The organism is Pantoea sp. F_5 (assembly GCF_008631595.1).
Classification (GTDB): Bacteria; Pseudomonadota; Gammaproteobacteria; order Enterobacterales; family Enterobacteriaceae; genus Pantoea; species Pantoea gossypiicola.
The window spans coordinates 284075-304469 of sequence record NZ_VWUO01000002.1; the positions used below are offsets into that span (position 1 = coordinate 284075).

The 20395-nt window shown below is 53.1% G+C and carries 20 protein-coding genes; 18 read left to right on the forward strand and 2 right to left on the reverse strand.

Features of this window, described 5'->3' with window-relative positions:
• From F3I44_RS03830 to F3I44_RS03915, 18 genes are all read left to right on the forward strand, one after another.
• Positions 1–1143: type VI secretion system Vgr family protein (locus tag F3I44_RS03830; protein ID WP_223817518.1), on the forward strand; the 1143-nt coding region annotated here is incomplete at its 5' end.
• Positions 1144–1145: 2 nt separating this feature from the next.
• Positions 1146–1940, forward strand: coding sequence for a DcrB-related protein (locus tag F3I44_RS03835; protein WP_150015442.1), 795 nt, complete (start codon positions 1146–1148; stop codon positions 1938–1940).
• 3 nt (positions 1941–1943) lie between these two features.
• Complete coding sequence (locus F3I44_RS03840) at positions 1944–3203, forward strand: PAAR domain-containing protein (protein WP_150015443.1); 1260 nt, start codon at positions 1944–1946, stop codon at positions 3201–3203.
• Positions 3203–3460, forward strand: a complete 258-nt coding sequence (locus tag F3I44_RS03845) for a hypothetical protein (protein WP_150015444.1) — start codon at positions 3203–3205, stop codon at positions 3458–3460. The genes F3I44_RS03840 and F3I44_RS03845 overlap by 1 nt, the downstream gene beginning before the upstream one ends.
• Before the next feature lie 140 nt (positions 3461–3600).
• Positions 3601–3960, forward strand: coding sequence for an immunity protein Tsi6 family protein (locus F3I44_RS03850; protein ID WP_150015445.1), 360 nt, complete (start codon positions 3601–3603; stop codon positions 3958–3960).
• 141 nt (positions 3961–4101) lie between these two features.
• The gene (tri1, locus tag F3I44_RS03855) at positions 4102–5193 is read left to right on the forward strand and encodes an ADP-ribosylarginine hydrolase Tri1 (RefSeq protein WP_150015446.1); all 1092 of its coding nucleotides are present in this window, start codon (positions 4102–4104) and stop codon (positions 5191–5193) included.
• 101 nt (positions 5194–5294) lie between these two features.
• Positions 5295–5555, forward strand: a complete 261-nt coding sequence (locus F3I44_RS03860) for a hypothetical protein (protein WP_150015447.1) — start codon at positions 5295–5297, stop codon at positions 5553–5555.
• 389 nt (positions 5556–5944) lie between these two features.
• Positions 5945–6907, forward strand: coding sequence for a hypothetical protein (locus F3I44_RS03865; protein ID WP_150015448.1), 963 nt, complete (start codon positions 5945–5947; stop codon positions 6905–6907).
• Entirely contained in the window at positions 6907–7488 is a 582-nt protein-coding gene (locus F3I44_RS03870; RefSeq protein ID WP_150015449.1) for a hypothetical protein, read from the forward strand. The genes F3I44_RS03865 and F3I44_RS03870 overlap by 1 nt, the downstream gene beginning before the upstream one ends.
• Before the next feature lie 268 nt (positions 7489–7756).
• On the forward strand, positions 7757–8764 hold the full coding sequence (gene dgcN / locus F3I44_RS03875) for an N-acetyltransferase DgcN (RefSeq protein WP_150015450.1): 1008 nt from the start codon (positions 7757–7759) through the stop codon (positions 8762–8764).
• Between the two features lies 1 nt (position 8765).
• The gene (gene dgcA, locus F3I44_RS03880; RefSeq protein ID WP_150015451.1) at positions 8766–9731 is read left to right on the forward strand and encodes an N-acetyl-D-Glu racemase DgcA; all 966 of its coding nucleotides are present in this window, start codon (positions 8766–8768) and stop codon (positions 9729–9731) included.
• 15 nt (positions 9732–9746) lie between these two features.
• On the forward strand, positions 9747–11609 hold the full coding sequence (locus tag F3I44_RS03885) for an ABC transporter ATP-binding protein (protein WP_150015452.1): 1863 nt from the start codon (positions 9747–9749) through the stop codon (positions 11607–11609).
• A gap of 25 nt (positions 11610–11634) precedes the next feature.
• Positions 11635–13176 (forward strand): glutathione ABC transporter substrate-binding protein, encoded by a 1542-nt coding sequence (locus tag F3I44_RS03890; RefSeq protein ID WP_150015453.1) that lies wholly within the window; start codon positions 11635–11637, stop codon positions 13174–13176.
• An 80-nt stretch (positions 13177–13256) separates the two neighbouring features.
• Entirely contained in the window at positions 13257–14189 is a 933-nt protein-coding gene (locus tag F3I44_RS03895) for an ABC transporter permease (protein WP_150015454.1), read from the forward strand.
• Entirely contained in the window at positions 14186–15070 is an 885-nt protein-coding gene (locus F3I44_RS03900; RefSeq protein ID WP_150019297.1) for an ABC transporter permease subunit, read from the forward strand. The genes F3I44_RS03895 and F3I44_RS03900 overlap by 4 nt, the downstream gene beginning before the upstream one ends.
• 2 nt (positions 15071–15072) lie before the next feature.
• Entirely contained in the window at positions 15073–16116 is a 1044-nt protein-coding gene (locus tag F3I44_RS03905; protein ID WP_150015456.1) for a P1 family peptidase, read from the forward strand.
• Positions 16113–16934 carry a M55 family metallopeptidase gene (locus F3I44_RS03910; RefSeq protein ID WP_150015457.1) on the forward strand — a complete coding sequence of 274 codons (822 nt, stop codon included), beginning with the start codon at positions 16113–16115 and terminating at the stop codon, positions 16932–16934. The genes F3I44_RS03905 and F3I44_RS03910 overlap by 4 nt, the downstream gene beginning before the upstream one ends.
• A gap of 346 nt (positions 16935–17280) precedes the next feature.
• On the forward strand, positions 17281–18189 hold the full coding sequence (locus F3I44_RS03915; protein WP_150015458.1) for a LysR family transcriptional regulator: 909 nt from the start codon (positions 17281–17283) through the stop codon (positions 18187–18189).
• Positions 18190–18442: 253 nt separating this feature from the next.
• Here F3I44_RS03915 and ychF read toward each other — a convergent pair whose 3' ends face one another.
• Together ychF and pth are read right to left on the reverse strand one after the other, a co-directional pair.
• Positions 18443–19534, reverse strand: coding sequence for a redox-regulated ATPase YchF (ychF, locus tag F3I44_RS03920; protein ID WP_013357612.1), 1092 nt, complete (start codon positions 19532–19534; stop codon positions 18443–18445).
• 108 nt (positions 19535–19642) lie between these two features.
• Positions 19643–20230, reverse strand: coding sequence for an aminoacyl-tRNA hydrolase (gene pth, locus F3I44_RS03925; RefSeq protein ID WP_010245882.1), 588 nt, complete (start codon positions 20228–20230; stop codon positions 19643–19645).
• Between the last annotated feature and the right edge of the window lie 165 nt (positions 20231–20395).

Sequence of the window (20395 nt, forward strand, 5' to 3'; positions counted from 1 at the left end):
CACGGCGAGTCCTACGCGCGCATCCGCCAGGAGGTGTGGCAGGCCGAGCACCACAGCGTCAGCGGGTCGGGCACGGCCACCGGCATCGCGCCGGGCTTTACCTTCTCCATCATCAACGCGCCGCACTTCAGCGACAACGGCGGGTACCTGGTCACTTCGGCGACCTATGACTTCGCCGAGAACTCCTACGCCAGCGGCGACACCGGCGACAGTCGCCACAACATCGATTTCACGGTGCTGCCGTCGTCGGTAACCTACCGCACGCCGCCGGAGACGCCGTGGCCGAAAACGCACGGCCCGCAGACCGCGAAGGTGGTGGGCCCCAAAGGTGAATCCATCTGGACCGACCGCTACGGCCGGGTGAAGGTGAAGTTTCACTGGGACCGGCTGGCGAAGGGCGACGACACGAGTTCGTGCTGGGTGCGCGTCTCCAGCGCCTGGGCCGGTCAGGGATTCGGCGGGGTGCAGATCCCGCGGGTTAACGACGAAGTGGTGGTGGACTTCATCAACGGTGACCCGGATCGTCCGCTGATCATCGGCCGCGTGTATAACGAGGCAAGCATGCCGCCATGGGCGCTGCCGGCGGCGGCGACGCAGATGGGTTTTCTGAGCCGGTCGAAGGATGGCACGGCGGACACCGCGAACGCGCTTAGATTTGAGGATAAGGCGGGTGAGGAACACCTGTGGATCCAGGCGCAGAAGAACATGGATACGCATGTTAAAAATGATGAATCACACAGTGTTCTGAACAACCGGACAGTTTCGGTGGGTGCTAATAATGAGACTCGGGTGGAGGGCGATCATACTCTCGGGACTCAGGGAAACAGCAAGACGCTGACAACCGGCAACCGTACTGAACAGGCTTTTGCTTCTTACACAATTGCAGCCGGAGATACTTTACGGATTGAGTGTGGCCTAAGCGCAATAGAGTTAACTAAAGACGGCGCAATTAATTTCATTGGCAAAAATTTTAATCTTACCGTCGATAATAATGGTGAGATTAACACTAAGGGTGGGGAGTTACATTTAAATCCTGAAGGAGGGAGTGCTGCAACAATTGCACCGGGTAGCGGACATAAAGATAAAATAAAAACTGAAATTGAAAGCTACTTCTCATCATCAACAAAAGATAATAAAGGATAAAAATGGCCACCTATACTCTCCAGGAAGCGTCAATTCAATTGCCTGATATATTCAAAGACAGAACAATGAATCTGTTTACGCTCAGCGAAAATAATGCGAGCGAATTTACCTTTGTGGTGTCTCGCGCATCTGCTGTACATGACGATACTGTGCAAAAAGTGGCTGCGAGAATTATTGATGAGATGAGTGTCACTGTTCCCGCTTTCGTAAATGTCACATCACAACTGATCGAGATAGATAATCTACCCGCAGTTGAGCTTTTTTATCATTTTGAAAATGACGGTATTGAGATCTGGCAAAAACAATCCATTGTTTTACTTGATGATGAGGCGGGGAGGAAGAAAATTGTCTGCTATATTGGAACGTGCCCTGGGCGTTTTAGCGATTATTATGCTAAGCAATATCAGGAGATCATTGGCAGTATTAAGTTTAATTCTCTCAAATATGATGATGAGCCGGTGCCGGTCGCAGCAGATTCATCGGGAATCTTCTTTTCTTTGGATAATGATACCAAAGTGCTTACTGCACATGAAACGGTGACATTACTTTATAAGAATGTTGATTTGAGAAGAGCATTGAATGGCAGTTATTTGTTCTTTGACTCAGCGGGAAGCCCACTGCGTATCGCCGCATTAAACAATGAAGAGCCCTTACGCTATGCCTTGTGGACATCACCACACAGAAAAAACTCATCTTTAAGAGATATTCTTGGTATGGCAAAAGCCTTTCAAGGACCCGCAGATCTCGCCAGCGAACAACAAATCCTTGCGTTTCTTCAGAGACATAAGGATGTATAAATTATGGCTGAATTCAATGCTGCCAGAGAGCAGGATGAAATAGCGCATACTGCTTCCAAAGGCTGGATGATCGCCGGTCTCATTGGCGGTGCAATATTAGGTGCAGCAGCCGTTGTTGTTACCGGTGGAGCGGCTCTGGTTGTGGTATCCGCAGCAGCAGCCGGTGCCTGTGCGGCTGGAGGGGTGGGAGAAGTACTTGGAAGCATGTCATGGGCTCCGCGGCATAACACAGGCAAACTGTTATCCGGCTCGCCGAATGTTTACACCAACAGCAGAGCAGCGATACGTGCACATTTGTCCAAAGGCGACTGTGATGAGCACAGCGGCTCATCGCAACGGGTTGCTGAAGGATCAGATAAGGTTTTTATTAACAACTTTCCTGCCGCCCGCATTGGAGACCGTTTGACCTGCAGTGCGGAGATATCTGGCGGTTCCACCAATGTATTTATTGGCGGAGGCAAAGTTCAGACCGACGATATCAACCCTGAAATCCCTGGCTGGGTAAACTGGGTGATGATGGGCGTCGGTACTGCTGCCGTTGCGGTCCTGGCTTCTCCAGCTATTGCGTTACTGGGATTAGCCGGCGCAATGGGCGGCGGTTACGCTGGCGATTGGATCGGTGGCAGACTGTTCGGGGAAGACTCTGACGGACAAAAATGGTCTATGCTGGCAGGCAGTTTTGTCGGTGGGGCATTAGGTGGCAAAGGGGGTATGAAGTTTGACGGTTGGCGTGGTCGTAATAATATTAAGGCTAACAAACTTCCGTTAAATGATGAAAAAATCGCCGAAATACAAAGTATCGAAAAAACATTTAGGCCAGACCCCGAAACATATTTACCTAAGGATTATATTGATTCTCATGCAAAATCCTTTGAAAATGGCGCATCTAGAATAGTCACTAGAAAAAGTTTTGAAGATTATGGTATTGGTAAACCTGATCCGGGGAGGACGGAATTTGTTCTAACCAGGGAGCGCGCTGGACAAATGATTTCTGAATCAAAAGGAGATGTAGGAGTGATTGCAGATAAATTAGGCATTCCACAGGAACAATTGAAAAACGATAGTCTTGTTTTGATTGAATTTAAACCTACAGAGTTGTACTCTCCAAAAATGCCAACTGGTAATGAATGGGGAGCTAATAAGCAATGGATTCCGGGGGGCAAACTACCACAAGGTGATTTTGAGGCTGTAGTAAAAACCGAAGGAATGGTTAAAGGCAGAGATTATACCGCGATCGATTTATTAACAGGGGAGAAATTATAATGAGTAAAAATAAAATAGCAATGAATCCTTGGGATTTTACTCTGTATGAGTGTGAGGATAGCTCATATGTAATGAAGGTTATGTTTAGTGAAGGTGATTACAAAGTTGATGTCGAAAGGTTCTTCATTGTAACTCCATATATTGGTATCCATTCTATCGATATTGAAATGTTAAAAGATCTTTCAAAAAAAATAAGGGAAGGTACAGGGCAGTACGTAATAGATGAAATTAGCAAGGAGGATTTTGAATTAATGTAGTTTTAGTGTTTTCTATTTGATGAATAAAAAGGTCTGTTTTTGGCTTACTTTATACATTCCTTTTGTAATAAGGTAGGCCCAGTGATTTTTGATTCAAGATTTGCCTTTGCTCTTAAACAAGAAGAGTGCATGTTGGTTTTATGATGAAGAAAGAAGAATATACTGCCTTAGACTACATCAATGATGCTATTGATATCACTAATCAAAGAGCCTTAGATAAGCCTGATTTTACAGTTTTCCAGGTTGCTCTGAAACAGCTAATTTATGTAAAAAAAATATTAACTGGTGACGAGAATGATAAAAGTGTCCTGCATAGTATGAATCTGGGGAGTCTGGCTTCCAAAGAGTTTGATACAACTGACCCAGAGCTTGCTAAACATCTTTCAAATGCAAATTATATTGCCTCTCAAATAGGTGCTGGGCTAAAAGTTATCCTTCCTCATCAAAACAATCCGGAATATGAAAAGCGCAAAAAAAGATATTTAAAACCCCAGAATTAAATGGGTATTGATATATTTATGTATAAAAAGAGCGTAAGTAAATAAAATGCGGTGATAATATAAAATTTACCCCTGTTTATTTGATTTCATTTGGTTGTGTTCTTTCAATTTTTTGAGGATGTAAATTTATAAGGAGGTTCTATGATTGATCTTAGGGCTGATGATGATGCGCTTTTCATTTATGCCAGACGTTACGCTCATTTAATACCCCAGGCGTCACGGCAGTTGATGAATAGAATGTCTTATGAACAAAAACCTTTACGCGCTAAACCTGAGGACGCTCTCAAGCCAGAATGGGCGAAATCTTTACCTCAGAAAATTACTGATGAACAGGCATTAGATAAATGTCAGGGTGCTTTAATGGGGTTGGCGGTTGGAGACGCTTTAGGCACAACGCTAGAATTTATGCCAAGGGATAAAGCTCGCGTTGATGACATGGTTGGCGGGGGACCTTTCTCTCTTAAACCCGGTGAGTGGACTGATGACACCTCGATGGCGCTGTGTCTCGCTGAAACTTATATTGAAAGCAATAAATGTGATATTACATTGTTCCGACAAAAGTTACTCAACTGGTATAAGAATGGGACAAATAGTTCTAATGGCGTATGCTTTGATATAGGTAATACAACGCGCTATGCACTTGAGCAGTTTGTCCTTCATGGACCAACTTGGATGGGGAATACTTCTCCTGAAACTGCAGGGAATGCGGCATTAATTCGCCATGCACCTACTGCTATTTTCAGAAGGAAATCGTTTATTGACGGTTGGCGAGATGCGATGCTACAGAGTGAGGCTACACATTGTGCCGCAGAGTCTATAGATAGCTGTCGCTTTTTTAATGCCATGCTTCATTACATCTTAAATGGTTACAGTAAGAGTGAGAGCTTTGCTCCTCATCTTATGGGATCAACATTACGTGTATTAATCATTAATGCCGGTGAATATAAAGAAAAGCATCGAGATCAAATCCGTTCCTCTGGTTATGTCATCGACACCCTTGAGGCAGCATTATGGGCCGTCTGGCATACAGACAATTTTAAAGATGCCATTTTGCTGGCGGCAAATCTTGCTGATGATGCTGATAGTGTAGCGGCGACGGCAGGTCAGCTAGCGGGCGCATTGTATGGACTGTCAGGCATTCCTCAGGAATGGGTTAATAAAATAGTACAAAAAGACAGAATTCTTTCAATGGCAGAAAAACTGTTTCATATGGCGCCTGAAGAACAAGATTAATGATAAAATCCCATATCTGAAGTATGGGATTTTTTTGTGAATGAAAAATTTAGATAAAGGGATAAACTATCAAGTCTATGGCTTAAGAATAGGAGCGATTTTTGATTGAAGCTAAAGTTGTTGAGTCACGCCAGGGTGACTTTAATTTACTGCACTCGGGTAGTGAATGGTTTATAGGCGTTCTTATTCCAAATTTTTATCCAAATTCACATTTTGATGTTAGCAAAATATTTATATTAGATGAAAATGATCTTCTTCATAAAGATGATTATGACTATTTAATAAGGTTGGCCGAGTCTGTTCGTAAGGATTGGACCAGGTTCTCTGATAGAGAGGTTAAAAATATGAAGATCGTGAAATAATTTATAATAAATAAATTAAAAGAATGATTTTTCCTCCAGGGAAGATCGATTTTTTAGTGAGTTAATTGTTAAAGCAGGCACCAAGGCTGTTCATTTTTTCAAAAGTCATTCTTTCTCCTGGACCTATATTTATTACGGTATTTAGCTGGCGAATTAAATTAAGAAGGCAATCAGGCTATGAATGTTGATACGGACTATGCCTTTCACTTTGCGCTGCCTTTATCAAAAAAGAGATCGAACAGTACTTCTGGAAATGTTTGGTTACTTTGGTCAAAGAAGTAATGCTGCATTACCGGGTTGTGCTGACAAAAAGCCTAAATATTTTTTCCATTTCAACTTTCAATTTCTAAAAACTCTCTTTTACCATTTTGACCCTAAAAGGAGATAAAATGAACCTGCCAGGAGTGAATCCCGAAAATAACTTACCGGGTTATGACATCGCGAGAATGACCGGTTATGGGGCACCTGATTTTGATTTCAAAGCGCTGGGTGCAGCAATGGATTGTACTCGAGAGTTTTACCAGGCTGGCATCATCTATGCAGATGGCGCACAGCGTTATCTCGTTCGGCCTGGTCAGCGTCATCCTAATGGCCAAAGTGGTATCGTCACACATCTTATTGTGACCAAAACGCCTAAGCAAGCCACAGCGTCTGATACGGGCAAGTCACTTAGTGAAGCAGTAAGCGCAACCTCAATGGGAACGGAGATTGCCTCGACCGTGCTTTCCTGTGGTGCAATGATTATCACTGCTGGCGTGGCGGTTATCGGCGCTTCAGCAACACCTATAACTGCTGGCAGTAGCGGGGTGCTTGTTGCTATTGGTTATGCCGGCGCTGCCGCAACAGGCGTGCAATGTGTCAATGGTATCTACCGCGTTTATGATCTCGTCGAAAACGGTGGTCAAAACGTCGCGTGGCTGGACTCTCAGGATTGGTACGTTGCCACTTCAACATCCCTTGACCTTATTTCACTCGCCAGCGTTGGCGGTGCGTTAAAAGAAGCCCTGGCAACATGGCGAGCGATGAAATCATTCTCTTCTCTAAAAGCAACGGAGTGGCTCAGGAACTACCCAAGGCAGGACCGGGCTCGCCTGACTGAATTAATCATTAAGGCACAAAACCCTGGTATAAGTAATAAAGAGCTTAAGGCCGCCATCCGAGCAGGACTTTATCCAAAGCGGTTCCCTGTAGAGCCGGTGCAAAAAGAACTTGTTAAGCAACTCGCGCAGGTCGTCACGAGCGCAGCTGCTGTGGCTGGCAGTGCTGTCAGTGGTATTATTGCTGCTCCGGGTAACGTGCCGCGCACCGGGCGTTATGTAGTAGGAACAATCCAGTCACTGGCGGTATTTTAATGCAATTTTTATCATGGCTTATTGGGCGTAATCTCACTGAACTGCTTCAACAGGGTCGCGAAATAGATCAGCTGATTGCACGGCAGGATAATTCCGTACTTGCCCGTTCCACCACAGAGCTTGAGCGTTATTTTAAACAGCCTTCTGAGTCGCTTCCCCGGCAGAACGGCTTCCCGGTTGCACTGGTGCTGATGCTGTTACTGGTCGCATTTGCATTTAACTTGCTGACGTTTCTGCACGTTTTACCTCCGCTTACGCCACAGATACATGCGTTGAGTTTTTTTGTTCCCTCAATCGTCATTCTTGGCGCGATTCTCACCGCCAGTTATCTGCTTGCGCGAGGCAATACAGCGGGTGTTCAGGGGCTGGCTTACGTATGGGCGATGTTGGTTATATCGACCGTTTTACTCTTAAGCTACAGCGTTGTTATGGCTAGCCACTCGGGCCTGTGGCTGCTTCTGGCACTCGCTGCTTTGGTGGGTGCTCGCTGGTTACTGAATGGGCAGGCTTTCATCCTGTTTGCCATTTACTGCCGGACCCAACGCCTCGCCAGTGTGGCCCGGCAGCGTCGCATGAAATAACCTATCGTGGTTTTTAGTGCTGTTATCGCGGAATACCCCTTCCGCGACTTTCTTCTGTTTTTCTCTCAACACAATCTTTTTCCTATGACCCACCCCCTCTTTTAGTCCATTTCCTGCCCAAACCCCCTGAAAAACCCACTCATCATCATAATTACCTCTGACCATAACCTGCAGTTATACCCTCCTGCTAAACAAGCATTCGTCACCTTTCACAACGCATGAAATAGTGGTTTCAGAACCTGATCTTTTGGCTGAAACGAGAGACAACATGCTAATCCCACAACCCTATTTACTCTTTCTTGGCGATGTAACCGATCCCCTCGCGGCAAAAACGGCGCGCGGTATTCATATCTGGCGGCCTGAGCAGTGCGTTGGCGAAATTAAACTGCCGGGCTGCACGGTCAGTCTGGGTCTGGATGAACTGGACATTCCCGGCGCTAAAGCGCGCGGCGCGAAAACGCTGGTGCTGGGCACGGCCAATGCAGGCGGTTATCTGCCTGCGCACTGGCTGGAAACCATCAAAAGTGCCATCAAGGCAGGCATGAACGTTGCCAGCGGTCTGCACCATCGGCTGGTGGATGAGCCGGAACTGGTCGCGCTTGCGCAGGCTTCTGGCGTTGAGCTGTTTGATCTGCGTCATATGCGTCCGGCGCTTAATGTTGGCAGCGGCAAAAAGCGTTCAGGTAAGCGCATCCTGACCGTCGGTACGGACTGCTCAGTGGGCAAGATGTACACCTCACTGGCGCTGGAAGCGGCGATGCGTGCGCGCGGCATGAAAGCTGATTTTCGCGCCACGGGGCAGACCGGCATTCTGGTCGCAGGAGAGGGCATTGCTGTGGATGCGGTCATCGCGGATTTTATTGCCGGAGCAGCAGAAGCGCTGTCACCCGCTAATGACGACGACCACTGGGATATCGTCGAAGGTCAGGGCTCACTGTTCCATCCCTCTTATGCGGGCGTCAGTATGGGGCTGATGCACGGTGCGCAGCCGCACTGGCTGGTGATGTGTCATGAAATGGGACGTCCTCATATGCGCCATTTGCCCCACCAGCCGATGGTCAGCCTGAAGGCGTGCGTTGAAGCCAATCTGCGTGCCGCGCAGGTGACCAGTGAGTCGGTTCAGCTGGCTGGCTTTGCGATCAACACCTCCAGTTACAGTGAAGAAGAGGCGCTCGCTTATTGCGCCGAAGTCCGCGCTGAGTTCGGCTTACCGGCTACGGATCCTGTGCGTTTTGGTATTAATGAGATCGCTGCACTGCTTCAGGAGCGTGGCTGAAATGCGACAGTTGCAGATTGAGGTGGTAGAGCTGCCGCTGGCGCGACCCTTTGCAATCGCACGCGGTACCCGTACTGCCGTGACGGTCGTCCGGGTCACGCTGGAACAAAACGGATTCATCGGGCAGGGCGAATGTACCCCGACGGCTCGTTACGATGAGACGCCCGACAGCGTTCAGGCCCTGCTCGAAGCCGTACGCACTGAGGTGGAATCGGGCCTGAGCCGTCACGATCTGCAAAACCGCTTACCCGCCGGTTCGGCGCGCAACGTGCTGGACTGTGCGCTATGGCGACTTGATGCCGCACGGGCGAATCAGACGCTGTGGCAGAAGACCGCGTGCTCTCGGCCACCGTCGGTGGTGACGGCAGAGACCCTTAGCCTTGATACGCAGAAAAACATGGCTATCGCGGCGGCAGAGGCCGTCTCACGTGGTGCCATCCTGCTCAAAATCAAGCTCGACCGGGATGCGGTTCTGGAAAAAGTGGCGGCGATCCGCGAGGCGGCACCCCATGCCACGCTCATTATCGATGCCAACGAAGCCTGGTCGGGACTGGAACTGGAAAGCCTGCTGGTGGCACTTAAAGCCTTCAACATCGCGATGGTGGAGCAACCCCTTCCCGCGGGGCAGGATCATGACCTGCAACGCTTTAAGCATCCCATACCGGTCTGTGCCGATGAGAGTTGCCATACGCGGGCGGACATTGCCGGATTACGCGACCGCTACGAGATGATCAACATCAAACTGGATAAGTGCGGTGGCCTGACCGAAGCGCTGGCGATGGTGGAGGAAGCCCGGACGCTCAATATGCGCATCATGGTCGGTTGCATGCTGGGCTCGTCTCTGGCGATGGAGGCGGCATTGCCCGTCGCGGTAAATGCAGAGTTCGTCGATCTGGACGGCCCCATCTGGCTTGCCGCCGACAGTTCTCCTTTTCTGAGCTACTCCGAAGGCCGTATCTGGCTATAACTCTGCGAGGCGACGATGACGGACACACAACGTACTTCTCCTGCTACCCGCGCGGCCTCGCCATCTCCCGTGCTGGCGATTGAGGATCTCAGCGTCTCATTTCATGGACGCAGCGGTGAGAATCAGGCACTCAAAGGCATCAGCTTTGCCATTCATCCGGGCGAAATTGTCGCCGTCGTGGGTGAAAGCGGCTCCGGTAAATCGGTTACATCGCTGGCGGTGATGGGCCTGCTGTCCAGCAATGGACGTGTCGAGCGCGGCAGCATCCAGTTTCGCGATCGCAGCGGAAACCTGCACGCGTTAGAAACCCTTAACGATGCACAGCGCCGCACACTGCGTGGCCGTGAAATGGCGATGATCTTTCAGGAGCCAATGACCTCGCTGAATCCGGTCTTGCGCATTGACGATCAACTCACCGAGGCATTACGCGATCATCATCTGTGCGACAGAAAACAGGCCCATGCGCGTGCGCGTGAACTGCTGCGACAGGTGCGTATCGCGGATGTGGATCGCGTGATGAAAAGCTATCCGCACTCGCTGTCAGGCGGCATGCGGCAGCGTGTGATGATTGCGCAGGCGCTGGCCTGTGATCCGCAACTCCTGATTGCCGACGAACCGACCACTGCGCTGGATGTCACCGTGCAGGCGCGCATTCTCCATATTCTGCGTGAGCTGCAACGCGAGAAACAGATGGCGGTATTGTTTATCACCCATGATATGGGCGTGGTCGCGGAAATCGCCGATCGCGTAGTAGTCATGTTGCGTGGCGAAGTCGTTGAGCAGGGAACCGTATCTGAGATTTTTTCCGCCCCGCAGCACGCTTATACCAAAGCGTTACTGGCGGCCGTACCCAGACTCGGCGATATGCGGGAACACGCATGGCCGCAACGCTTTCTTCTGCCTGGTGCGCGGGACGCTGCGCAAAGCGAACAGCAAACCGCTCGCTATGACGTGGCACCGCTGCTGGATGTGCGTGGGCTGAAAGTCTATTACCCGATTCGCAGCGGCATTTTATCGGGCCTGACGCATCATGTGCATGCGGTGGAGCAGATTGATTTCACGCTGTGGCCCGGTGAAACCCTGGCCATCGTGGGTGAAAGCGGCTGCGGCAAATCGACCACCGGACGGGCACTGATGCGCCTCATCAACAGTGACGCTGAAAGCATTCACTTTGAGGGAAAAGAGATCTCTGATCTGAAAGAGGCAGAGTTCCAGCCGCTGCGCCGTGAAATTCAGATGGTGTTTCAGGATCCCTATGCCTCACTGAATCCCCGCCTGACAGTAGGGTTCACCATTGCCGAGCCGTTGCTGTTACATGGCAGGGTCTCTTCACTTGAACAGGCTTCTCCACAGATCGATGCGCTGCTCAAGAGCGTTGGTCTCCTGCCGGAGCACGCGCGTCGTTATCCGCACGAATTTTCTGGCGGTCAGCGTCAGCGTATTGCCATCGCCCGCGCCATGGCGCTGAAACCGAAAGTGATTATTGCGGATGAGGCGGTATCAGCCCTGGATGTGTCGATTCAGGCGCAGGTGGTGAATCTGATGATGGACCTGCAGCAGCAGACGGGCGTGGCATGGATCTTCATCTCTCACGATATGGCGGTCGTCGAGCGCATTGCGAATCGCGTCGCGGTGATGTACCTCGGCCAGATTGTGGAGCTTGGTCCGCGCCAGTCTGTCTTTAATCAGCCGCAACATCCCTATACCCGGCGTCTGCTGGCCTCCGTGCCGGTCGCCGATCCCGAGAACCGTCAGCCCCGTCTTTTCGATGACAGCGAAATTCCTTCGCCGTTACGTAAGGTGGGCGAAACGGTCACGAAAACCCGTTATCGCCAGGTTGCGCCCCAGCACTGGGTCGCTGACGGCATTGCATTTTAATTATCCTCAACGACCAGGAGAATGTATGAAAACGCTGTTTCACCGTACTTCGCTAGCCCTCGCATTGACGACGACGCTGGTCATGACTGCGCAGGCACAGGATCTGCGCATCTCCATGTATGCCGATATTACGGGACTGGATCCGCACGACACCTCGGATAATGTCAGCTACTCGGTGCAGAGCGGCATCTTTGAGCGCCTGTTCCAGTTTGATCCTCAGATGAAGCTGCAGCCCTGGCTGGCGACCGGTTATACCTCCAATGACAGTGCCACCGAATTTACGCTGACGCTGCGCAAAGGCGTCACTTTTCAGGACGGAACACCTTTTGATGCCGAGGCCGTCAAAGCTAACCTCGATCGGCTGGCAGACCAGAAAAAAGGGCTGAAGCGTAACAGTCTCTACAAAATGATCGATAAGGTTACGGTGCTGGCACCTGACCAGGTAAAAATCGATCTCAATCAGTCGTTCGGGGCTTTTATCAACACGCTGGCGCATCCTTCGGCGGTAATGTGGAGCCCGTCCGTTCTTAAGCAATATCCGGACGAAGCGCAGTTGCGACTGCATCCGGTGGGAACCGGTCCGTTTAAATTCGTCAACTGGACACCGGGAAAAGCGGTCACGCTGGCGAAGTATGACGGTTACTGGCAGCAGGGATGGCCTAAAGTCGACAAGGTGATCTTCTCGCCGAGCCCGGAAGATGCGACACGGGTGGCAGCGCTGAAATCGGGACAGGTAGATGCCATCTGGCCATTGCCGTCAGACCTGATTGCGGCAGTGAAGCAGGACAGCCACCTTTCGATTCAGCGCGATCCGAGCATTTATCTCTATTACATGGCGATCAACACGCAGCACAAGCCGCTGGCCGATGTTCGGGTTCGTCAGGCCATCAACTATGCGATTGACCGTAATCTGTGGCTGAAAGTAGCCTTTGCCGGTCTGGGCAAACCGGCCACCTCCGCCATGCCGGAAGGGGTGCAGTTCTATCAAAAACAAACCGCTCCCGACTACCGTTATGCACCTGACGAGGCTAAAGCGTTGCTGAAAGCCGCGGGCTATCCGAATGGTCTGGATCTTAAACTCTGGGTCACCAATGCCACGGCCGCCGTACGAGCCGGTCAGGTGCTGAAGGCACAGCTGGCTGCGGTGGGTATTCGTGCCACGGTCACACCGATGGATTCCGGCACGCGCAACGCGAAGCTGTGGGGCGTAAAGGATCCGAAAATGGCGGAGTTTGACCTCTATTATGGCGGCTGGTCGACCTCTACGGGCGACGCCGACTGGGCGCTGCGTCCGCTGTTTGCCACCGAATCCTGGGTGCCGACCTCCTATAACGTCTCCTACTTCAGTAACCCGGATGCAGACAAAGCGATTGCGGCCGGGCTGGCGACCGCCGATCCGGCAAAGCGCGGTATCGCCTATGCGCAGGCGCAAAAGGTGTTGTGGAAAGAAGCACCGGTGGCGTTCCTGGGCACGCCAGACAATCTGGTGGGCAAGCGCAACACGCTGAGCGGTGTTTCGATGCTGCCTGATGGCAATTTTATATTCACTCAGGCGTCCTTTAAATAAGACGGTTTCTTCTTCCTCGTCCCCTGTCCGGAACGGGTCGGGGACGAGAGGAGGCCCGTCACCTCATTTCAGGGAATGGCATGTTTGCATACATCCTTCGCCGATTGCTGGAGATGATCCCGGTTTTGCTGGTGGTCTCGTTGCTGGTTTTCGGTTTTATCAAGCTTATGCCGGGCGATCCGGCGCGCATTTATGCCGGACCGGATGCACCCATTGAGGCGGTCGAGGCGGCGCGTCAGCATCTCGGGCTTAACGATCCGCTGCCGCAGCAGTATCTGCACTGGATCGGCAGCCTGTTGCAGGGCGACCTGGGCATCACCTATCGCACCCAGCAACCGGTGCGGGAGGTGATTGGGCAGGGCTTTATGCCGACGCTGTGGCTCGCCTTAGCGGGTTTCACCTGGTCCGTCATTCTCGGGTTGTTATTTGGCGTGATGGCGGCTCTGAAGCGGGGAAAATGGCAGGACTGGACGCTGATGAGCGTGGCGGTAGGCGGCATTTCGATGCCCGCTTTCTGGCTGGGGCTATTGCTCATCCAGTTCGTCGCAATGCCTTTCGGGCTGTTCTCCGTCAGCGGCTTTAACAGGGCCAGCGATATTGTTCTGCCCGCCATTACGCTGGGTTCGTCGGTGGCGGCGGTCATGGCGCGCTTTACCCGTTCGGCCTTCCTGGAGGTGGCGCAGGAAGATTACGTGCGTACCGCAAGAGCCAAAGGGCTGCGCAATCGCCTGGTGACGTGGAAACATGTGATGCGCAATGCGCTTATCCCGGTGATTACCATGCTGGGTCTGCAGTTCGGTTTTCTGCTGGGCGGATCCATCGTCGTGGAGAGTGTTTTCAACTGGCCGGGATTAGGCTGGTTACTGATTGAGTCGATCAAAGCGCAGGATCAGCCGGTGATTCAGGCGCTGGTGATGCTGTTCGTGTTTGAGTTTATTGTGATTAACCTGCTGGTCGATCTGCTTTACGCGGTGGTCAATCCGGCCATTCGTCTGCGACAGGAGCCGAAATGAGTAGTCAATCGCTGACTGAAAACCCGCCTCAGATTATTCGTTCGCCATGGCGTGATTTCCTGCACGCCTTTGTGCGTAACCCGCTGGCGCTGGTCTCTGGCGGCTTTGTAATGCTGTTAATCGTGGTGGCGGTTTTTGCGCCCTGGCTGGCACCCTGGGATCCCATGGCACCGGACTGGATGGCGCTGTCGTCGCCGCCTTCCACGGCACACTGGATGGGAACCGACGAGCTGGGGCGCGATCTGCTCAGCCGCATTATCTATGGGGCGCGTATCTCGCTCTATATCGGCGTGCTGTCGGTGACCATCGGCATGCTGGTCGGGGTGATACTGGGCCTGTTGGCGGGCTATTACGGCGGTTGGGTCGATATGCTGATCATGCGCGGTGCCGACGTCTTATTCGCGTTTCCCGGCATGTTGCTGGCCATTGCGGTGGTGGCGCTGCTGGGAACCGGCCTGAACAATGTGATTATCTCGGTCGCGGTCTTCAGCGTGCCGGTATTTGCCCGTATCGTGCGGGCGTCGACGCTCTCTCTGAAGCAGGCTGCCTATGTTGAAGCCGTACGCTGTGCCGGTGCGCCAGACCGCATCATTATTCTGCGGCATATTCTGCCCGGCACGCTCTCCAGCGTGATTGTCTACTTCACCATGCGCATCGGCACCAGTATTCTGACGGCGGCAGGCCTGAGTTTTATCGGACTGGGTCCGGAGCCTGACGTGCCGGAATGGGGCAATATTCTGGCGATGAGCCGTAGCATGATGATGGCTGGTGCCTGGCACATGAGCGTATTCCCGGGGCTGGCGATCTTTATTACCGTGCTGGCATTTAATCTGCTTGGCGATGCGTTGCGTGACACGCTCGATCCCAAACTCAAGGGCTGACCATGGATTACCAACAACTGCAGCGCGACCTGCTGCTGGATCGCTGGCGTGACCTGCGTCAGCTTGGGCAGCCGCGAAGCGCATGCGGCCCCACTAATCGCATCAGCGATGTTGCGGGCGTGCGTGTCGGACATGACACGCTGAATGAAGGCGAAACGCAGACTGGCGTCACCGCTATCGTACCGCCGGGCGACAATCTGTTTCTCACGCCGCTGCCGTGCGGGGTTGAGGTGCTGAACGGTTTTGCGAAACCCGTCGGACTGATTCAGATAGAAGAACTTGGCTTGCTTCAGACGCCGATTCTGCTCAGTAATACGCTGGCGGTCGGCACGCTGTTTACCGCGCTGGTGCGGGATGCCATCAGTCGTAACCCGGAACTGGGCCGAACGTTGCCTACGGTCAACCCGCTGGTGCTGGAGTGTAACGATGGCTGGCTGAATGATATTCAGGCGCTGGCCATCAGTGAGGCGATGGCGCAGGCGGCGCTGCAGACGGCCTCCGCTGACTTCGCGCGCGGCAGCATCGGCGCGGGACGTGGGATGAGCTGTTTTAGCCTGAAAGGGGGGATTGGCACCGCCTCGCGGCTGATACCCTCGCTTAACGCCACGCTTGGTGTGCTGGTGCTGGCCAATTTCGGCGCACTGGAAGCCTTAACGATTGATGGCGTGCGGGCGGGCGAGATGATTGCGCCGCTGCTGGCGGGGAATGCGACGCAGCTGGATGCCGGTTCTGTCATCATCATCATGGCGACAGATGCGCCGCTGGATGCACGTCAGCTGAAGCGCATCGCGAAGCGGGCCGGTGCAGGTCTGGGACGGCTGGGCAGTTACTGGGGTCACGGCTCGGGCGATATTGCGGTGGCGTTTTCAACACAACCGCTGCCGCAACCGCCGCAGGACGACACGCTGGAGCCGCTGCTTGCCGCCGCCGCAGATGCCACTGAACAGGCTGTACTGGATGCCCTGTTGAGCGCAGAGGCCGTTACCGGCTTTCGCGGTCACCATCGCCCCTCACTGACTCAGATTCTGGACAGGTTAACCTCATGAAAATTTTTATCTCGGCCGACATTGAAGGTATTGCGGGCGTCATGCGTCCGGAGCAGTGTACACCTGGTCACCCGGAGCATCAGATCGCCCGTGGCCTGATGGAGCAGGAAGTGAATGCCGCGATTGAAGGGGCGTTCGCCGGCGGGGCAACGGAAGTGGTGGTGGCAGACAGCCATGCGCAGATGACCAATTTGCGTGCGGAAAATATCGATCCCCGCGCCCGACTGGTGCAGGGCAAACCCCGCTGCCTGTCGATGGTGGAGGGGATAGAACAGCAGCGGTTCGACGGGCTGTTTCTGGTGGGATTTCACAGCGCAGCAGGTGAATCCGGCGTACTGGCGCATACCATTAACGGTCGGGCATTCTGGCGTATCCACATCAATGGTCTGGTGATGGGCGAAACCGATATTTATGCGGCCGCCGCCGCTGAACACGGCACGCCATTGCTGCTGGTTACCGGCGACGATCAGTTACAGAGCTGGATAGCGGAACATTACCCGACGGTCGATTACGTCTGTGTGAAACGCGCTATTTCGCATACCTGCGCAGAGTCGATCAGTCCGCAGGTGGCCCAGCGTGCAATCACCGCCGCGGCAAGCGCTGCACTGCAGCATCCTTCCCAGGTGAACACGACTCGCCTCACAGCGCCTTACGCTATGCGGCTTCAGACCACTAAACCGGTGCTGGCCGACCTGTTCAGCCTGATCCCTGGCGTCACGCGCCTTGATGCCGTTACCGTGGGTTATCAGGCGGAGAAGATGGAGACGTTAATCAGCTTACTCAGTGCCTTCTCCTATCTGGCGAGTACCCAGTCGTAGCGATATTATCCCAGGGCTGCCTGCAACGTCAGCCCGTTTATCCCGCCTTTCTGTTCGCCTGATATCTGTACATATGCCTCATCCCCCGGACGAGACAGGATCGCTGCTGGCTTCAGCCTGATGAACCCACATTTCTGACCCCGCTGCACCACGGCAGCGCGAGCACCGCTCCCTGCAGAGGCTTCAGGCGGACTGCCGGATGCGGACAGGTGCGAGCCAGGTCGCTGAGCCTGCGCCGGTTTTGCGGTACAGTTTTTGCAACAGGGGAATAATTACTTTCACTCTCCGTCGGTGCAGCCTGTCGGAGAGGCCTCCGGGTCCGGTATTCCATCCAGGGTAAATCATCATGCGGCTCCGCCATATAGAGGTCTTTCAGGCCATTGTACAGACCGGCAGCATCAGCGCAGCGGCGCGCCTGCTGAATGTGTCGCAACCGAATATCAGCCGTGTGCTGAATCACGCTGAACAGCAACTGGGATTTGCGCTGTTTGAGCGACGTATCCAGGGCATGAGCGTGACGGCAGAAGGGCGACGCCTGCTGCCTGAAATCGACGATCTCTGCCAGCGCCTGCAATCCATTACCCAGCTCACCGAACAGCTACGGCGGGGTGAAGGGCAGTTGGTGCGCGTCGGCGCGGCGCACGCCTTTGGTCAGATGGTGATGGCCCCGGCGCTGGTCACGTGGCGGCAACAGATGGCCTCGGTCAGTGTCGAACTGGTCACCGAGCATTTCAGTACCTTATGCCAGATGATTCTGGAGAATCAGCTCGATTTCGCGCTGGTCTTTGGTCAGCAGGTCGATGCGGATCTGCTGGCTGAACCTCTGTTTCAGTCTTCCATGGTGGCGCTGCTACCGCGCCATCATCCCCGGCATGAACCCGTTACGCTGCAATGGTTATGTGACAATAATTTACTGATGATGCAGGCGCAGGATCCGCTTGGACGCGTCCTGCACCGTGCACTGCGTGATAAGAAACTAAATCCCGCCGTGTCGTTGTCGATCAAAACCTACTCGGTCATTGCCGATATGGTGCTCGCAGGTGGCGGCGTGGGCGTCGTGGATCTCTTCACCGCCTGCCGCTATGCCGAACAGCTAAAGCTGCTGCCCATCGCGCAACCTCTGCCGTTTGAAGTGATGCTGATCAGCCGTCGTGACCAGCCACAGTCGCAGTCGACTCTGCAACTGAAGCAGGTGATCCGTAACAGACTGTGGGAGATTGCCCGGCAGTGTGAGGTGCAGTTTATCCGTAGCTGAATACGTGCCATTTCAGGTGAAGAGCAGGTGAGAGGGGACGCGCAGGTTGCAACGGGTTCGTTTGCTGACTTGTGCGAAGAATGAGCGGGGCTGGAACAATATTTTTTTAAGATACTCATTACGGCGTTGCCGGAATGAGCGGACAGGCAATATTGATACAGCATCAAAAAGAAAAACCCACGCAGTTGCGTGGGTTTTAAGGTGTCTGTCAGATTTCATGGGGTTGCTAAAACCTCATGAAACAACAACCCAATCAGACGTTGAACAAAAAGTTCATCACATCGCCATCTTTCACGATGTACTCTTTACCTTCTGAACGCATCTTTCCAGCTTCTTTCGCGCCTTGCTCGCCTTTATAGGCGATAAAGTCTTCAAACGCGATGGTCTGGGCGCGGATAAAGCCTTTCTCGAAGTCGGTATGGATTTTACCGGCTGCCTGTGGGGCAGTTGCGCCAACCGGGATGGTCCAGGCACGCACTTCTTTCACGCCAGCGGTGAAGTAGGTCTGCAGGTTCAGCAGCGAGTAACCGGCGCGGATAACGCGGTTCAGGCCCGGCTCTTCCAGTCCCAGTTCCGCCATGAACTCTTCACGATCTTCATCTTCCAGCTCGGCAATGTCCGACTCAACGGCGGCGCAAACCGGTACGACGACTGAACCTTCTGCTTCGGCGATAGCGCGAACCTGATCCAGGTACGGGTTGTTCTCGAAACCATCTTCATTGACGTTGGCAATGTACATCGTTGGTTTCAGGGTCAGGAAGCTCAGATAGCGAATGGCCGCTTTGTCGTCGGCATCCAGATCCAGTGAACGCAGCATGCCCGCTTCAGAAAGATGCGGCAGGCACTTCTCCAGCGCAGCCAGCTCGGCTTTGGCATCTTTGTCGCCGCCTTTGGCTTTCTTCTGCACGCGCTGTATCGCACGTTCACAGGTTTCCAGATCGGACAGCGCCAGTTCGGTGTTGATGACATCAATATCTTCCGCCGGGTTCACTTTCCCCGCAACGTGGATGATGTTGTCGTTTTCAAAGCAGCGCACCACGTGGCCGATCGCTTCGGTTTCGCGGATGTTGGTCAGGAACTGGTTGCCCAGGCCTTCACCTTTGGACGCCCCTTTTACCAGGCCCGCGATATCGACGAATTCCATGGTAGTCGGCACCACGCGCTGCGGCTTAACAATCTCAGAAAGCTGGTCGAGACGCAGGTCAGGCATGGGTACCACGCCGGTGTTTGGCTCAATGGTACAGAACGGGAAGTTAGCCGCTTCGATGCCCGCTTTAGTCAGCGCGTTAAACAGAGTGGATTTACCGACGTTCGGCAGGCCCACGATACCGCATTTGAATCCCATGGTTTGATACCCTTTATAACTGGATGGACAGCGCGCCAGAGGGCGGACTGTCGGAGACGAATGGAAAAATTTCGCGCATTATACACGGAATCGCAACGATTCGGGCGTTTAAGCAGGCTTGAAGGCGTGCAGCCGGTTCATTGCCTTAATGCGATCCTCTTTCAGCCACAGTTCGGTGCAGCGCGCCGCCTCATCAATGGCATCATCAATCAGCTTCTGCTCACTGGCGGGCGGCTTGCCCAGCACAAATCCGGTCACCTTGTTGCGATCGCCGGGATGCCCGATACCGATGCGCAGCCGATGAAAATTATTGTTGTTGCCCAGCTTGCTGATGATGTCTTTCAGGCCGTTATGGCCGCCATGGCCGCCGCCCTGCTTGAATTTCGCCACACCGGGCGGCAAATCGAGTTCATCATGCGCCACCAGAATCTCTTCTGGCGCAATGCGATAAAAGGTCGCCATTGCCGCCACCGCTTTACCACTCAGGTTCATAAAGGTGGTCGGCACCAGCAGGCGCACATCCTCGCCGGCTATCGCCAGGCGGGCGGTATAGCCATAGAATTTGCCTTCCTCTTTCAGTGACTGATTGTGGCGCTCAGCCAGTAGATCCAGATACCAGGCACCCGCATTGTGGCGTGTGGCGGCGTATTCAGCGCCCGGATTGGCCAGTCCCACAATCAGTTTAATGCTGCTCACAATGATTATCCTGCTGTTATCGCGAAAGGGCGTTAGTTTACTTCGCCACAGGCGAGATGACAAAGCACACGCATCGAAATGGTTCAGAACGGTGATTAATCATTTTCTATCTGAATCAACAGGCTGCATTCAGGACCAGGCCATTCTTTATAGCTGATGTGTGAT

Excerpts from the sequence above, each read along its gene's own strand:
- F3I44_RS03835 (WP_150015442.1), top strand. The coding sequence starts at position 1,146 with ATGGCCACCTATACTCTCCAGGAAGCGTCAATTCAATTGCCTGATATA.
- F3I44_RS03840 (WP_150015443.1), top strand. The coding sequence starts at position 1,944 with ATGGCTGAATTCAATGCTGCCAGAGAGCAGGATGAAATAGCGCATACT.
- F3I44_RS03845 (WP_150015444.1), top strand. The coding sequence starts at position 3,203 with ATGAGTAAAAATAAAATAGCAATGAATCCTTGGGATTTTACTCTGTAT.
- F3I44_RS03850 (WP_150015445.1), top strand. The coding sequence starts at position 3,601 with ATGATGAAGAAAGAAGAATATACTGCCTTAGACTACATCAATGATGCT.
- tri1 (WP_150015446.1), top strand. The coding sequence starts at position 4,102 with ATGATTGATCTTAGGGCTGATGATGATGCGCTTTTCATTTATGCCAGA.
- F3I44_RS03865 (WP_150015448.1), top strand. The coding sequence starts at position 5,945 with ATGAACCTGCCAGGAGTGAATCCCGAAAATAACTTACCGGGTTATGAC.
- F3I44_RS03870 (WP_150015449.1), top strand. The coding sequence starts at position 6,907 with ATGCAATTTTTATCATGGCTTATTGGGCGTAATCTCACTGAACTGCTT.
- dgcN (WP_150015450.1), top strand. The coding sequence starts at position 7,757 with ATGCTAATCCCACAACCCTATTTACTCTTTCTTGGCGATGTAACCGAT.
- dgcA (WP_150015451.1), top strand. The coding sequence starts at position 8,766 with ATGCGACAGTTGCAGATTGAGGTGGTAGAGCTGCCGCTGGCGCGACCC.
- F3I44_RS03885 (WP_150015452.1), top strand. The coding sequence starts at position 9,747 with ATGACGGACACACAACGTACTTCTCCTGCTACCCGCGCGGCCTCGCCA.
- F3I44_RS03890 (WP_150015453.1), top strand. The coding sequence starts at position 11,635 with ATGAAAACGCTGTTTCACCGTACTTCGCTAGCCCTCGCATTGACGACG.
- F3I44_RS03895 (WP_150015454.1), top strand. The coding sequence starts at position 13,257 with ATGTTTGCATACATCCTTCGCCGATTGCTGGAGATGATCCCGGTTTTG.
- F3I44_RS03900 (WP_150019297.1), top strand. The coding sequence starts at position 14,186 with ATGAGTAGTCAATCGCTGACTGAAAACCCGCCTCAGATTATTCGTTCG.
- F3I44_RS03905 (WP_150015456.1), top strand. The coding sequence starts at position 15,073 with ATGGATTACCAACAACTGCAGCGCGACCTGCTGCTGGATCGCTGGCGT.
- F3I44_RS03910 (WP_150015457.1), top strand. The coding sequence starts at position 16,113 with ATGAAAATTTTTATCTCGGCCGACATTGAAGGTATTGCGGGCGTCATG.
- F3I44_RS03915 (WP_150015458.1), top strand. The coding sequence starts at position 17,281 with ATGCGGCTCCGCCATATAGAGGTCTTTCAGGCCATTGTACAGACCGGC.
- ychF (WP_013357612.1), bottom strand. The coding sequence starts at position 19,534 with ATGGGATTCAAATGCGGTATCGTGGGCCTGCCGAACGTCGGTAAATCC.